The sequence below is a fragment of the Streptomyces sp. Pv4-95 genome, assembly GCF_045782725.1.
Lineage (GTDB): Bacteria > Actinomycetota > Actinomycetes > Streptomycetales > Streptomycetaceae > Streptomyces.
This window is the reverse complement of the sequence record NZ_CP127172.1, coordinates 5,950,312-5,964,474: the sequence shown is the minus strand read 5'-3', so window position 1 is coordinate 5,964,474 and position 14,163 is coordinate 5,950,312. Positions and strand designations below refer to the sequence as shown.

Here is a 14,163-nt window from a genome sequence, read left to right as displayed (position 1 = left end):
CCCGCCGGCGCAGCGCTTCGGTTCAGCCGAGGCTCTTCGACGCCACCGCGGTGTCGCTGTGGGCCCCGGTGTCCGTGCCGGCGTCCGCCTGCGCGCTGCGGGCCACGATCCGGGAGGAGTCCCGGGCGCCGCGGTCCAGGAGGCCGGCCGTGACGGCGACGATCAGGCCGACGGCCGCGAGCAGCGCACCGACCAGCGTCGGCGAGGTCCAGCCCCAGCCCGCCGCCAGGGCCAGTCCGCCGACCCAGGCCCCGCCCGCGTTGGCGAGGTTGAAGGCGGACTGGTTGGAAGCGGCCGCCAGGGTCGGCGCCTGCTGGGCCTTGTTCATCACCAGCATCTGCAGCGGAGTGGTGGTCATGAAGCCGACGGCACCGATGAGGACGACGGAGACCAGTGCGGCCCACTTCACCTCGGCGGTGAAGTGGAAGACGGCCAGCACGACGGTGAGCGCCGCCAACGACCCGTACAGGGTGGGCCGCAGCGCCCGGTCGGTCAGCGGGCCGGCGACGAGCGCACCGAGCGTCATCCCGATACCGAAGAGGGCGAGCACGAGCGTCACCGAGGTCTCGGAGAAGCCGGTGACCTCGGTCATCATCGACGCGAGATAGCTGTAGACGGCGAAGATCCCGGCGAAGCCGAAGACCGTGGTGAGCAGGCCGAGCAGCACCTGGCGGTTGCCCAGGGCGCGCAGCTCGCGGCCCAGGCCGGTGCGCTCCTCGGCGGGCAGCGGCGGGATCAGCTTGGCGAGGGCGGCCATCGCGACGAGGCCGATGGCGGCGACGACGAGGAAGGTCGCGCGCCAGCCGAGGTGCTGGCCGAGCAGCGTCGCGGCGGGCACCCCGACGATGTTGGCGACGGTCAGGCCGAGGAACATCGTGGCGACCGCGCGGGCCTGCCGGCCCTCGCGCACCAGCCGGGCGGCGACCACCGCGCCGACGCCGAAGAACGCGCCGTGCGGGAGTCCGGCCAGCAGCCGGCCGGCGATCAGCGTGCCGAAGCCGGGAGCCAGGGCGGAGGCGAGGTTGCCGACCGTGAAGACCGCCATCAGCAGGACGAGCATCCGCTTGCGCGGGATGCGGGAGCCGAGGGCGGTCAGGAGCGGGGCGCCTATGACGACACCGAGGGCGTAGGCGGAGACGAGGTAGCCGGCGGTGGGCACGGACGTGCCCAGATCCTCCGCGACGTTGGGCAGCAGGCCCATCATCACGAATTCCGTGGTGCCGATACCGAAGGCCGAGATCGCGAGCGCGAGCAGAGCCAAGGGCATGGAAGACCTTTCCAGGGACGAGGGGAAGCGCGCACGGTCGGGCATGCGGCAGGGAGGACAGTAAGTTCTCTAGCGGAACAAAGTCTCTCAGCCCAAGTATTCCATCCCGAGAACGGGGCGTTACGAGCCGACGTCATACCGCCGGGAACGGGGCTCGCGCGCCGACGTCCTGCGGGGGTCGCGTGCCGGCCTCGTACCGCCCCGTCCCCGCTCCTCGCCCCTGGTCAGACCTTGACCGACGCCGCGATCGGAAGGTGATCGCTGCCCGTGGCCGGCATCGTCCACGCCGCCACCGGGTCCATCCCCTTCATCATGATCTGGTCGATCCTGGCCATCGCGAACCCGGCGGGCCAGCTGAAGCCGAAGCCGTCGCCCGCCGCGCCCTGCGCGGAGCGCATCTGGGAGGTGACCGGGGCCAGCGAGCGGTCGTTCATGGTGCCGTTCAGGTCGCCGAGCAGCATCACCTTGCGCACCGGGTCGGCGGCGATCGCCTCGCCGAGCGCCCGGGCGCTGCCGTCGCGCTGGTTGGCGGTGAAGCCCGCCTCGACCTTGACCCGCACCGACGGCAGGTGCGCGACGTAGACGGCGAACTGCCGGCCGTCGGCCGCGGTGACGGTGGCGCGCAGCGCCCGGGTCCAGCCCATCTTGATGTCCACCGGCGCGGCGTCGGACAGCGGGCGCTTGCTCCAGATCCCGACGGTGCCCTCCACCGCGTGGTAGCGGAAGGTCTTGGCCAGCTCCCGGCGGTAGGTGGGCAGCGCGGCGGGCGTCAGCTCCTCCAGGGCCACCACGTCGGCGCCGGACGCCGCGACGTCCCGCGCGGTGGCGGCCGGATCGGTGTTGCCGGCGTCGACATTGTGCGTGGCGACGGTGAGATTGCCGCCGGTGGCCGACTTGTCGGTGAGGAGCCCGCCGAAGAGATTGACCCAGGCGACGACCGGCAGCAGCAGGGCGACCAGCGCGGTCGCCGAGCGCCGCAGCACCGCGGCGATCAGCAGCAGCGGAACGCCCAGGCCCAGCCACGGCAGGAAGGTCTCCAGCAGACTGCCCATGTTCCCCACGGCGTTGGGGATCTTGGCGTGCAGCACCATCAGCAGCCCGAGCAGCACGGCGAGCACCGCGAGCACGACGCCGCGCCGCCACATCCCTTCCGGACGCCACCAGTTCAGCAGGCGCCCGACGCGGGAACCGGTCCGATCGGGCCCCTGGCCCTGCCCCGGCTCCGTCATGTATGCCTGCGCCATTTCCGCTGTCCTCACTGCCTTGCTCCGGTGTGCCTCACCTGTGGTCATCGACCCTAGGCGATGGTCCGTAACGCTCTTTCTTAGAAGTGAGGACGGTGCGGCGACGGGTACGGGTTCCGGCCCGAGGGGCCCGGAGGGCGGCTGTGACAGAACGGGCACGCTCCCGTCATGTCCCGCCTGCCCGCGGGCGCCGCCACGGGGCCTTCGGCGGCGGGCGCCGGAGCCCCCCGGGCGTCAACACCGCGCGCCCCGGCGGCCGTCAGCCGGCCGGCTCGGGACGTACGCCCTCCAGCACCATGTCGACGATCTCCTCGGCGAGGCCGTCGGGAAGCTCCTTCCACTCGTGCAGGATGGCGCGGGCCAGCATCGGGCCGACGAAGAGGTCGGCGACGGTCTCGACGTCGTGGTCGGTGCGGATCTCGCCGTTCGCCATGCCCCGCCGGAGCACGGCGAGCAGCGCCTCGTGCCGGGCCCGCACGACCGTCTCGTGGTACTCGGCCCACAGCTCGGGCTGGGCCTGCACATGGCTGACGACGGTGCGCAGCAGCGCGGAGTTGCGCTTGGCCAGGCCGCGCCGGCGCAGGAACTCCAGCAGCAGGATCAGGTCGTCGCGTACGGAGAGTCCGGCCGGCGGCGGGCTCGGCGTGTCCAGCGACCGCATGACGTCGAGCATCAGGGCGCTCTTGCCCGGCCAGCGGCGGTAGACGGTGGCCTTGCCCACACCGGCCTCGCGGGCGATGCCCTCCATCGACAGCTCGCCGATGGACGCGCCGTTCTCGATCAGGCGCAGCACGGCCTCGATGATGGCGGTGTCCGCCGCGGCGCTGCGCGGTCTGCCGCGGCGCTCGGGGGCCACCGGCCCCGGTCGCGCGTCGGGCGCCGCCGCCTCGGAATCTCCCACCGCCCGGCTCATCGTCGTGCGCCCGCCTTTCGCTCTTCCCGCGGCTCCGCCGCACGCGGTGCCGGTGCCATTTTGCCGGGCAGGAACACCGCCACCACCACGGCGCCGACCAGCGCGGTCCCGGCGGAGCCGAGGGCGGTGACATGCATGGCGTGCACGAAGGCGTCCCGGGCGGCGCCGACCAGTTCCCGCCCGGCGGGGCCCATGCGGTCGGCGAGGCCGAGGGTCGCCTCGATGGACTCGCCGGCGGCGTGCCGGGCGGCCGCGGGGACGCCGGGCAGGCCGTCGAGCGTGCCCTGGATGCCGTTCCGGTAGGTGGTGGACAGCAGCGAGCCGAGGACGGCGACGCCGAGGGTGCCGCCGACCTGGCGGAAGGTGTTGTTCAGGGCGGATCCGGAGCCGGCCTTCTCCCGGGGCAGGGACTGCATGATCGAGACGGTGACCGGCGGCATGATGTGCGCCATGCCGGTGCCCTGGATGAAGAACAGCACCTCCAGCACCCAAATGGGGGTGTCGGTGTCGAGCAGGAGCATGCCGGTCATGGTGACGGCGACCAGCAGCATGCCGACGGTGCACACGGCGCGGGCGCCGAAGCGGTCCACGACGTGCCGGGCCCGCGGCGAGAAGATCATCTGGGCGGCCGCGAGCGGCAGGATCAGCAGCCCGGCCTGGAGCGGGGTGTAGCCCCGCACGCTCTGGACGTAGAAGACGATGAAGAACGTGACGCCCATCAGCGCGAAGAAGACCAGGGCTATGGCGGCGACGGCCGCCGAGAAGGCGGGCTTGCGGAAGTAGCTGATGTCGATGGACGGGTGATCGCTGTGCTTCTGGTGCAGCACGAACCCGGTCAGCACGGCGAGGCCGCCCAGCGTCGCGGCGAGCACCTGCGGGTCGGTGAAGTCGGCGAGCTGGCCGCCCCTGATGATCCCGTAGACCAGCAGCACCAGCCCCACCACGGACAGCAGGACGCCGACCGGGTCCAGCCGGCCGGGGCTCGGGTCCTTGGAGTCGGGCACCAGGAAGACCATCGCGGCCAGCGCGATCAGCACGATCGGGACGTTGACGAGGAAGACCGAGCCCCACCAGAAGTGGTCGAGCAGCAGCCCGCCGGCGATCGGGCCGATGGCGATGGCCAGACCCACGCCGCCGGCCCAGATGCCGATGGCCCTGGGCTGCTCGTCCCGCTCGAAGACGTTCATCAAGATGGCGAGGGTGGCGGGCATGACGAAGGCGCCGCCCAGGCCCATCACGGCGCGGAAGGCCACCAGTTCGGCGGGCGAGCCGGCGACCGCGGCGAGCACCGAACCCGCGCCGAAGACGGCCAGGCCGAACAGCAGCACCTTTTTGCGCCCCAGGCGGTCGCCGAGGAGCCCGGCGGTGAAGAGCAGTCCGGCGAAGACGAGCGTGTAGGAGTTGATCGCCCACTCCAGCTCGCTCTGGGTGGCGCCCAGGCCGGTGGGGGCCGGGGTGGCGATCGTCTTCATGGCGACGTTGAGGATGGAGTTGTCCAGCACCACGATCAGCAGGCTGAGCATGAGGACGGTGAGGATCGCCCAGCGGCGACGGTGGACGTGGTCGGGGACGCGGGAGGCGGTTTCGCCCGGCGTGGTGATGGCCATGACACCCACCATAGCCTTTACGATACGAGCCCGTCTCGTATCGGTGAAGACCGGTTCACGGCCCCTTTCCCTTGCGGGCATCGCGTGCCAGCATGGAAGCGAGTCCGGGGACGCCGTCAGGGCGCCTCGAGATGATGAACAGGAGCCGTCACCATGACGCAGCTTTCGCCTGCCCAGAAGCCGGCCGAGGGGTCCTCCTCCGCATCCGCGCCGAAGCCCCCCTCGGAAAGCAGCAAGTCGCTGTACGGCGGTACCAGCTCGCGCCGCATCACGGTCCGTGACATCGCGGCGGCCAAGCAGCGCGGCGAGAAGTGGCCGATGCTCACCGCCTATGACGCCATGACCGCATCCGTCTTCGACGAGGCCGGGATTCCCGTCCTGCTCGTCGGTGACTCGATGGGCAACTGTCACCTCGGCTACGAATCCACCGTGCCGGTCACGATGGACGAGATCACCCTGCTCTCGGCCGCCGTCGTACGGGGCACCAAGCGCGCCCTGGTCGTCGGCGACCTGCCGTTCGGCACGTACCAGGAGGGCCCGGTCCAGGCCCTGCGCAACGCCACCCGGCTGGTCAAGGAAGCCGGTGTCGGCGCCGTCAAGCTGGAGGGCGGTGAGCGCTCCGCGGACCAGGTGGAGCTGCTGGTGTCGTCCGGCATCCCGGTGATGGCGCACGTCGGCCTGACCCCGCAGTCCGTCAACGCCTTCGGCGGCTACCCGGTGCAGGGCCGCGGCGAGGAGGCCGCCCAGCAGCTGCTGCGGGACGCGAAGGCGGTCCAGGACGCCGGGGCGTTCGCGGTCGTCCTGGAGGCCGTTCCGGCCGAGCTGGCCGCCGAGGTGACCCGCTCGCTGCACATCCCGACCGTCGGCATCGGCGCGGGCCTGGACTGCGACGCGCAGGTGCTCGTGTGGACCGACATGGCCGGCATCACCGCGGGCCGGGTGCCACGCTTCGTCAAGCAGTACCTCCAGCTGCGGGAGCTGCTGGGCGGCGCGGCCAAGGCGTTCGCGGAGGACGTCGTCGGCGGCACCTTCCCGGCCGAGGAGCACACCTTCCACTAGGCGGGAGGGGAACCCGCCCCCTGACGCCTGGGCCCTGTCCCCCCGGGGTCCAGGCCCCGGACGGCGGCCGGAACGACTGCGTTCCGGCCGCCGTCCGCGTCGTCCCACCCGTGCTCCGGCGTACGTTCCGACCCCGTTCTCCGGCGTACGTTCGGACGCGCTTCGGGCGCGTTGGCACAGGCGCTGTCGGCGGCCTGTCGGTGGCTTGTCGGTGCGTTGTCAGTGGCAGCTGCCATCTTTGGCGGCATGACGCGAAAGACGACGATAGCCACCAAGGGCGGCAACGCCGTGGAGGTGCGCGGTCTGGTCAAGCACTTCGGCGACGTCAAGGCCGTCGACGGGGTGGACCTGGACGTGCGGGAAGGCACCGTGCTCGGTGTGCTGGGCCCCAACGGCGCCGGCAAGACGACCCTCGTACGCTGCCTTTCCACCCTGCTTGTCCCGGACGCCGGCAGCGCCTTCGTGGCCGGCTACGACGTGGTGCGCCAGCCCCGCGCACTGCGCCGCACGATCGGCCTGACCGGGCAGTACGCCTCGGTCGACGAGAAGCTCTCCGGCTGGGAGAACCTCTACATGATCGGGCGGCTGCTCGATCTGTCCCGCAAGGACGCCCGCCGGCGTGCGGACGAGATGCTGGAGCGGTTCTCCCTGACCGAAGCCGCCAAGCGGCCCGCCGCCAAGTACAGCGGTGGCATGCGCCGCCGGCTGGACCTGGCCGCCTCGATGATCGGGCAGCCGTCGGTGCTGTATCTGGACGAGCCCACCACCGGCCTGGACCCCCGCACCCGCAACGAGGTGTGGGAGGAGGTCCAGCGGATGGTCCGTGAGGGCGCGACGGTCCTGCTCACCACCCAGTACATGGAAGAGGCCGAGCAGTTGGCGAACGAGCTGACGGTCATCGACCGCGGCCGGGTGATCGCCGAGGGCAAGGTCGACGAGCTCAAGGCCAAGGTCGGCGGCCGCACCCTGCAGATCCGGCCGGCGGACTCCGGCGAGCTGGACCGGATGGTCGGCGCCCTCGCGCAGTCCGGCCTGGACGGCATCGCGGGCGCCACCGCCGACCACGACGGGGGTGTGGTCAACGTACCGATCATCAGCGACGAGCAGCTGACCGCCGTGGTCAACCTCCTCGGGCAACGGGACTTCCAGCTCGCCGGGATCAGCACCCATCTGCCCAGCCTGGACGAGGTGTTCCTGGCCATCACCGGCCAGAAGACCTCCGAGTCCGAGGCCGGCACCGACGCCGGCGACACCCACGACCAGCAGTACGCGGAGGTATCGGCATGAGTGCCGCGACGATGACGGCGCCGGGCATCAAGCCGGGCGCCGACGAGGGCAGGATCGGCGTCCGCGCCAACCTGCGGCACATCGGCGCGCTGGTGCGGCGCAACGCCCTGCAGATCAAGCAGGACCCGGAGTCGATGTTCGACGCCCTGCTGATGCCGGTCATCTTCATCCTGCTGTTCGTCTACGTCTTCGGCGGCGCCATCGCCGGCAAGGGCAACCAGCAGGAATACGTGCAGTATCTGGTGCCCGGCATGATGGCGATGATGGGCATGAACATCGCCATGGCGGTGGGCACGGGCGTCAACGAGGACTTCCGCAAGGGCGTCATGGACCGCTTCCGGACCATGCCCATCGCCCGGTCCTCGGTGCTGATAGCCAAGATCGTCGTCGAGGTCGGCCGGATGCTGATCGCCACCACGATCCTGCTGGGCATGGGCTTCCTGCTCGGCCTGGAGATCAAGGGCGGCATCCTCGAATTCCTGGGCGCGATCGTGCTGTCCACGGCCTTCGGCGCCGCGCTGATGTGGATCTTCATCCTGCTGGGACTCGCGATGAAGACCCCGCAGGCCGTGCAGGGCGTGGCGATGCTGGTGCTGATGCCGCTCCAGTTCGGCTCGTCGATCTTCGCGCCGACGAAGTCGATGCCCGGCTGGCTTGAGGGGTTCACCCAGGTCAACCCGCTCTCCAACCTGGCCGACGCGGCGCGTGCGCTGATCAACGGACAGGGTGCCGTCGCCCACCCCACCCTGGTCACCCTCGGCTGGGCGGTCGCCATCACGGCGGTGACCATGCCGCTGGCGGTCGCGAAGTTCCGCAACAAGACCTGAGCCCGCGGCCCGGGCCGTGCCGTTCGGATCAGCCCGGAACCCCGGGTGGTCCGAGAGGCGCGGTCCGGGCGCACCCGCTCACCCGGAGCCCCGGCGGGCGTCGTACGCCTCGGCTCCGCCGTACGCGCCGTCCGGAGGCGCCCGATGGCCACCCGGCCGGCGCTGCCGTCCCACGACCCGTACGCCGCCTCGTCAGATGAGGGCGGTGGCCTCTTCCAGGGAGAGGTCGCCGCCTTCGGCGTACGCGCGGGTGTACTCCGCGTCGCCCAGCAGCGCCCGCGCGGTGGCCTCGGTGCGGGCCCGGTCCGCGCGCACGCTCCTCGTCTGGACGTGCGAGCGCCCCCGCAGCGCGTCGTACGCACCCAGCAGCCGGGCCGCGTCCGCCCCGCCGTGCGTCCCCCGGACCGCCATCAGCACGCGTGCCGCGGTGAGGAGTTGGATGACCGGAAGCTCCGGCGCGACGATCTTCGTCAACATGTCCTGGACCCGGTCCATGGCCGACCGGAACTCCGTCAGCAGCCCCTCGTCGGTCCGCCCCTGGTCGATGTCCAGCGAGAGCAGCGAGGCCTCGATGATCCCGACGAACAGGTCGGGGGCCCTCGGCCCCAGCAGCTCGCGCACCGCGCGCAGTTCGCCGCGGGCCTCCGCGATACGCCCCGAGATACCCAGCCACATGGCGAGCGCCATCCGCGCGAAGGGGACGGTGTCGCGCCCGCTGTGCCGGCCCTCGGCCAGCGCCAGGACGTCGCGCAGCATCCGCTCGCCGGTCTCGTCCTGGCCGTCCTCGATCAGTACGCCGCCCAGCCGGGTGCGCAGCATCAGGGTCTGGCCGTGCGCCCCCAGCTGCTCGGCGTGGACCATCGCGGCGCGGTAGTCCCGCGCGGCGAGCACGTACTCCCCCCGCTTCTCACGGGCCTCGCCACGACCGGACAGCGCCTCGGCCGCGCCCCACGCATCGCCGATCCGCAGGAAGATCCGCAGGGCCTCGTCGGCGTCCGCGGTCGCCGTATCGAGTGCGCCGGGGTGGTCGTTGAGAACCTTGGAGCGCAGCTGCAGGACGAACGCCAGCTCCCAGTCGTGGCCGAGGTCGCGACAGGCTTCGACGGTGGTGTTGACCAAATGCGCCAGCTGCTCGTAGTCCCCGTTGATCAGCACCGCGTAGTGCCACATGACGCCCGGCACCTTGCAGGTCTGCGGCATCCCGCCGCGGTAGGCGGCGAGGATGCCCGCCAGTTCCTCCTGCATCTTGGGCTCCCGTAGCGTCTCGATGTCGCTGTCGACGCTGGCGAGGGCGACCAGCCGGACCTCGCGGCGGGCCTCCTGGAGCTGTTCGGGGTCCATCGGCGGCGGCTTGTCGATGGGCCGCTCGGACAGATCGGGAGCGGGGGCGACGGGCGGCTCGAAGGGGTTGGGGCCCAGCGCGGCGGCCGCCGCCGACCAGGTGTGGGCGTCGTTGCGATGGTCGCGCAGGAACCAGAACCACTGCAGGGACAGCACCAGGCACAGCGCCTCCTGCTCGTCGCCGGAGGCGACGGCACGGCGCAGCGCCGTCCGCAGATTGTCGTGCTCCAGCTCCAACCGCTCCATGCAGGGGCCCTGGCGCGGTCCGCGCAGCAACGGGTCCGTGGTCCGGGCCAGTTCGCGGTAGGAGACGAGGTGGCGCCGTTCGGCGCCGGCCCGCTCCGCCGCCTCGTCGAGCCGCTCGCCCGCGTACTCCCCGACGGTCTCCAGCAGCCGGTAGCGCATCTGCCCCCCGGCCGCGGGCGCCGCCACCACCAGCGACTTGTCGATCAGTGAACCGAGCAGCGACGCCACGTCGCGGGCGTCGACGCCGCCGCCCGCGCAGACCTCTTCCGCGGCGGTCAGATCGCAGCCACCGGCGAAGACGGACAGCCGGCGCAGCACGGCGCGCTCGGACTCGTCGGTCAGGTCCCAGGACCAGTCGACCACCGCGCGCAGGGTCTGCTGCCGGGGCAGCAGGGTGCGGCTGCCGCTGGTCAGCAGCCGGAAGCGGTCGTCGAGCCGGTCGGCGAGCTGCCGCGGGGAGAGCATCCGCAGGCGGGCCGCGGCGAGTTCGACGGCGAGCGGCAGGCCGTCCAGGCGCCGGCAGATCTCGGCGCAGGCCGCCGGGTCGTCGTCGACGCGGAAGCCGGGGCGTGCGGCGGCCCCGCGGTCGGCGAGCAGGCGCAGTGCGACCGGGTCGGGCAGTGGTCCGACAGGCCGCAGCACCTCGCCCGGTACGGCGAGCGGCTCGCGGCTCGTGGCCAGCACCGTCACTCCGGGGCATTCGGCGAGCAGCCGCTCGGCGAGGGCCGCGGCGGCCCCGATCACATGCTCGCAGTTGTCGAGCACCAGCAGCATCCGACGGCCTGCGCAGTGCTCGGCGAGCCGGGCGAGCGGGTCCAGGGCGGTCGGGTCGGTGGCGGCCCGCAGTCCCTCCGCGGTGGTGCCGCGGACGACGGTCTCCCTGGCACCGAGTGCGGTGAGCACCGCCTCCGCCACGGTCTGCGGGTCGTCCACCGGCGCGAGTTCGGCGAGCCAGACGCCGTGCGGCCAGGCGTCGGGGGCGACGGCCGCGGCGGCTTCCGCGCCCTCCTGCGACAGCCGGGTCTTCCCCGCGCCGCCGGGCCCCAGCAGGGTCACCAGCCGGTGTGCGGCGAGGTCGGCGCGGATCGCGGCGAGGTCCGCTTCGCGGCCGACGAAGGAGGTCTGCCGGGCCCGGAGGTTGCCGGGGCGGAACGGGGCACGGGGGTCGAGGGCGGGAGCCGGGCGGGACGCGCCGTGGTCGGCCGGGTCCGGGCCTGCCGGGTCCGCGACCGGGTCGTAGGCGGTGGGGCCGTGCGCGGACTCGTACGCGGCCGGGTCGAAGGCAGAGGGACCGTACGGGGACCGGTGGGCGGCAGTGCCCGCTCCAGGCGCTTCGGCGTCCGCCCCGGCGCCGTTCCCCGGGCCGCCGGCCGCGGTCCGCCCCGGAGATCGCCGTCGGGCCGGCGGCGGCCCCAGCAGCTCGGCGTGCAGGGCGCGAAGCTCCGGGCCCGGGTCGGCGCCCAGGCGCCCGGCGAGGTCGGTGCGTATGTCCTCGTAGGCGGCGAGCGCCTCCGCCGTGCGGCCGGCGTCGCGCAGCGCGCGCAGCCGCAGGGCCTGGAGCGGCTCGTCCAGCGGGTGGTCCTGGCACAGGGCGGCGAGGGCGGGCAGGGCGTGGCCGGCCCGGCCGAGGGCCAGGTCGGCGGCGAGCCGGCTGCGCCGGGCGTCCAGCCGGCGGCTCTCGGCGCGTGTCGCCTCGACGCTCGCGTCGGGGAGGTCGGCCAGGGCCGGGCCGCGCCAGAGTGCCAGCGCCTCGTCGAGAAGGGCGGCGGCACGGGCCGGGTCGGCGGCCAGGGCCCGGCCGCCCTCCGCGGCGAGCCGTTCGAAACGGTGCAGGTCCACGGCCTCGGGCTCGGCGCACAGGCGGTAGCCGCCGTCGACCGAGGCGACCGCGGTGTGACCGAGGGCCCGGCGGAGCCTGCCCACCAGGGCCTGCAGCGCGCCGGCCGCGTCCGCGGGCGGGTCCATGCCCCAGACCTCGGCGATCAGCACGCTCGTGGTCAGCGCCCGCCCCGGCCGCAGCGCGAGGGCGGCGAGCAGGGCGCGCAGGCGTGCGCCGCCGAGGGCGACGGGGGTTCCGTCGGCCCGGCCGGCCTGGGTGGTGCCGAGAATTCCGTAGCGCACCGTGCCATTGTCGTTCACCGCCGCGCCGCTCACGCTGCGCTCACCCCCTCACGTCCCTGGGAATGCCGTGGGCGGAGTGCTTTTGACGCCGCGAGCGCCGGGAAGGGCCGCCTGCGGACCCACTCCTCCGGAGGGCGGCGACCGCCCCCGGAAACCGGCCTGGGGTCCACCTTGCCCGGAACCGGGCGGGCCCCGCGCTTCGTTTTCCGCAGGAGTCGGCCGAACAGGAACCGTGCGCCGGTCGCCACCGCGCGGATACGGTCATGGCTGTCCACCCCGAGACCTCCAGGAGCTTTCGCACCATGACCACAGCAATCGCGCGCGCCGACCGCCGCGTCAGCCCGGTCTTTCTGGCGCTCGTCGCCGTGATGGCGGTGTCGGGGTGGGCCGTCTGGAGCGAGCAGCTCGCGGGCAGCACCGGCTTCGCCGTCTTCCTCTTCGTGGTGTCGGGCTGGGTGGTGTCCCTCTGCCTGCACGAATACGCCCACGCCCGGACCGCGCTGCACAGCGGCGACATCTCGGTCGGCGCCAAGGGCTATCTGACGCTGAACCCCTTGAAGTACACCCATGCGCTGCTCAGCATCGTGCTGCCGGTGATCTTCGTGATCATGGGCGGGATCGGCCTGCCGGGCGGCGCGGTGTTCATCGAGCACGGCCGGATCCGGGGGCGCTGGCGGCACAGCCTGATCTCGGCGGCCGGCCCGCTGACGAACATCCTTTTCGCGGCCGCGGTCTCCGCCCCGTTCTGGCTGGATCAGCTCGACGGCGTCCCGGACCCGTTCCGCTACGCACTCGCCTTCCTCGCCCTGCTCCAGGTGACCGCGGCGATCTTGAACTTCGTACCGGTCCCGGGCCTGGACGGCTACGGCGTGATCGAGCCCTGGCTCTCCCCGAACCTGCGGCGCCAGGTGGAGCCGTTCGCGCCGTTCGGGCTCCTCGCGGTCTTCGGGCTGCTGTGGGTACCGGAGATCAACAACGTCTTCTTCGACCTGGTCCACGCCGTCCTGCGCGTCCTGGGCGTGACCGACTGGGACAGCTACTGGGGCCTGGAGTTCTTCCGCTTCTGGCAGGGCGAGCCGCAGATCCCGCCGGTCAGCGGCATCGGCTGAGCGGGGGGCCGAGCAGCCCGGCACGCGGCCAGGGCCCTCGCCTCAGGCGGAGGGCGCGGGCTCTTGCGCGCGGGCCGCGCGCTCCAGCCGGGCCTTGCGGAAGTAGAACCACGCCATGTTGCTGGAGATACCGGCCATCAGGATCCAGACGACGCCGAGCCAGCTGCCCTGGACGAAGGAGACAACGGCCGCGGCGACGGCGAGGACGCACAGCACGACGGCCCAGAGGGCGAGTCGCGGGACCGGGCGGGTCGAGGGCGCGGAGGGCATGGGGGTCGGCTCCTGTCGGGAGTGGTGCGGTCCTCCCCAGTGTCCCCCATGCCCGTACGTGCCCCGCGCGGGGCACGTACGGCGACGGCTGCCGCGTGGGGCCGCCCGCTGGGCGCGGGGCTCAGACGTCCGTGACGCGCAGGCCCGCGTGCGCCTTGTAGCGGCGGTTGACCGAGATCAGGTTGGCGACCAGCGACTCGACCTGGTGGGCGTTGCGCAGCCGGCCGGCGAAGACGCCGCGCATCCCGGGGATGCGGGCGGCCAGCGCCTGCACCAGGTCGGTGTCCGCGCGGGCCTCGCCCAGCACCATCACGTCGGTGTCGATCTCCGCGATCTCCGGGTCCTGCAGCAGCACCGCGGACAGGTGGTGGAAGGCGGCGGTCACCCGCGACTCGGGGAGCAGGGCCGCGGCCTGCTCGGCGGCGCTGCCCTCCTCCGGCTTGATCGCGAAGGCGCCCTTCCTGTCGAAGCCGAGCGGGTTGACGCAGTCGACGACGAGCTTGCCGGTCAGCTCCTCGCGCAGGGATTCCAGGGTCTTGGCGTGGCCGTCCCAGGGCACGGCGACGATCACGACATCGCTGCGCCGGGCGCATTCGGCGTTGTCCGCGCCCTCGACGCCCAGGCTGCTCAGCTGGGGGTCCGCCGCCGCGGCCTGCGCGCGCTCGGCGGCCCGGGAGCCGATGATCACCTTCTGGCCGGCCTTGGCGAACCGGTAGGCCAGGCCGCGGCCCTGGTCGCCGGTGCCGCCGAGGACGCCGACCACGAGGCCGGAGACGTCCGGGAGGTCCCACGGATCGCGCTTGAGGGCGGCCTTCGCGCGGGTGGCGGCGTTCGGGGACTGCGCATCGTCTGGAGTAGTCATGACAGCGATC

General features: G+C 72.8%; 11 protein-coding genes. 4 read left to right on the top strand and 7 right to left on the bottom strand.

All coding sequences use genetic code 11. From position 1 onward, the window contains the following. Positions 1-22: 22 nt before the first annotated feature. From QOM21_RS26135 to QOM21_RS26120, 4 genes are all read right to left on the bottom strand, one after another. Positions 23-1,267 (bottom strand): MFS transporter, encoded by a 1,245-nt coding sequence (locus tag QOM21_RS26135; protein ID WP_407553462.1) that lies wholly within the window; start codon positions 1,265-1,267, stop codon positions 23-25. A 224-nt stretch (positions 1,268-1,491) separates the two neighbouring features. Continuing rightward, a complete protein-coding gene (locus QOM21_RS26130) occupies positions 1,492-2,412 on the bottom strand; it encodes an endonuclease/exonuclease/phosphatase family protein (RefSeq protein WP_407555822.1) in 921 nt (306 codons plus the stop codon). A gap of 358 nt (positions 2,413-2,770) precedes the next feature. Further along, the gene (locus QOM21_RS26125) at positions 2,771-3,424 is read right to left on the bottom strand and encodes a TetR/AcrR family transcriptional regulator (protein ID WP_407553461.1); all 654 of its coding nucleotides are present in this window, start codon (positions 3,422-3,424) and stop codon (positions 2,771-2,773) included. Next, positions 3,421-5,031 (bottom strand): MFS transporter, encoded by a 1,611-nt coding sequence (locus QOM21_RS26120; RefSeq protein ID WP_407553460.1) that lies wholly within the window; start codon positions 5,029-5,031, stop codon positions 3,421-3,423. Before QOM21_RS26120 ends, QOM21_RS26125 begins: the two co-directional genes overlap by 4 nt. A gap of 153 nt (positions 5,032-5,184) precedes the next feature. On the opposite strand from QOM21_RS26120, the gene panB reads away from it, so the two are divergent. The 3 genes from panB to QOM21_RS26105 all read left to right on the top strand — a co-directional run bounded on the left by panB (position 5,185) and on the right by QOM21_RS26105 (position 8,204). Further along, complete coding sequence (panB, locus tag QOM21_RS26115; protein WP_407553459.1) at positions 5,185-6,090, top strand: 3-methyl-2-oxobutanoate hydroxymethyltransferase; 906 nt, start codon at positions 5,185-5,187, stop codon at positions 6,088-6,090. Between the two features lie 246 nt (positions 6,091-6,336). Then, positions 6,337-7,377 (top strand): ATP-binding cassette domain-containing protein, encoded by a 1,041-nt coding sequence (locus tag QOM21_RS26110; protein WP_407553458.1) that lies wholly within the window; start codon positions 6,337-6,339, stop codon positions 7,375-7,377. Next, positions 7,374-8,204 carry an ABC transporter permease gene (locus QOM21_RS26105; protein ID WP_407553457.1) on the top strand — a complete coding sequence of 277 codons (831 nt, stop codon included), beginning with the start codon at positions 7,374-7,376 and terminating at the stop codon, positions 8,202-8,204. The genes QOM21_RS26110 and QOM21_RS26105 overlap by 4 nt, the downstream gene beginning before the upstream one ends. Positions 8,205-8,396: 192 nt before the next feature. On the opposite strand, the gene QOM21_RS26100 is transcribed toward QOM21_RS26105, so the two are convergent. Then, positions 8,397-11,930: an AfsR/SARP family transcriptional regulator gene (locus QOM21_RS26100; RefSeq protein WP_407553456.1), complete on the bottom strand. Its 3,534-nt coding sequence runs from the start codon at positions 11,928-11,930 to the stop codon at positions 8,397-8,399. Between the two features lie 284 nt (positions 11,931-12,214). On the opposite strand from QOM21_RS26100, the gene QOM21_RS26095 reads away from it, so the two are divergent. Continuing rightward, positions 12,215-13,021, top strand: a complete 807-nt coding sequence (locus tag QOM21_RS26095) for a site-2 protease family protein (RefSeq protein ID WP_407553455.1) — start codon at positions 12,215-12,217, stop codon at positions 13,019-13,021. 42 nt (positions 13,022-13,063) lie between these two features. On the opposite strand, the gene QOM21_RS26090 is transcribed toward QOM21_RS26095, so the two are convergent. Together QOM21_RS26090 and npdG are read right to left on the bottom strand one after the other, a co-directional pair. Then, entirely contained in the window at positions 13,064-13,291 is a 228-nt protein-coding gene (locus QOM21_RS26090) for a hypothetical protein (RefSeq protein ID WP_407553454.1), read from the bottom strand. Positions 13,292-13,412: 121 nt separating this feature from the next. After that, a complete protein-coding gene (npdG, locus tag QOM21_RS26085; RefSeq protein ID WP_407553453.1) occupies positions 13,413-14,153 on the bottom strand; it encodes an NADPH-dependent F420 reductase in 741 nt (246 codons plus the stop codon). Positions 14,154-14,163: the final 10 nt, after the last annotated feature.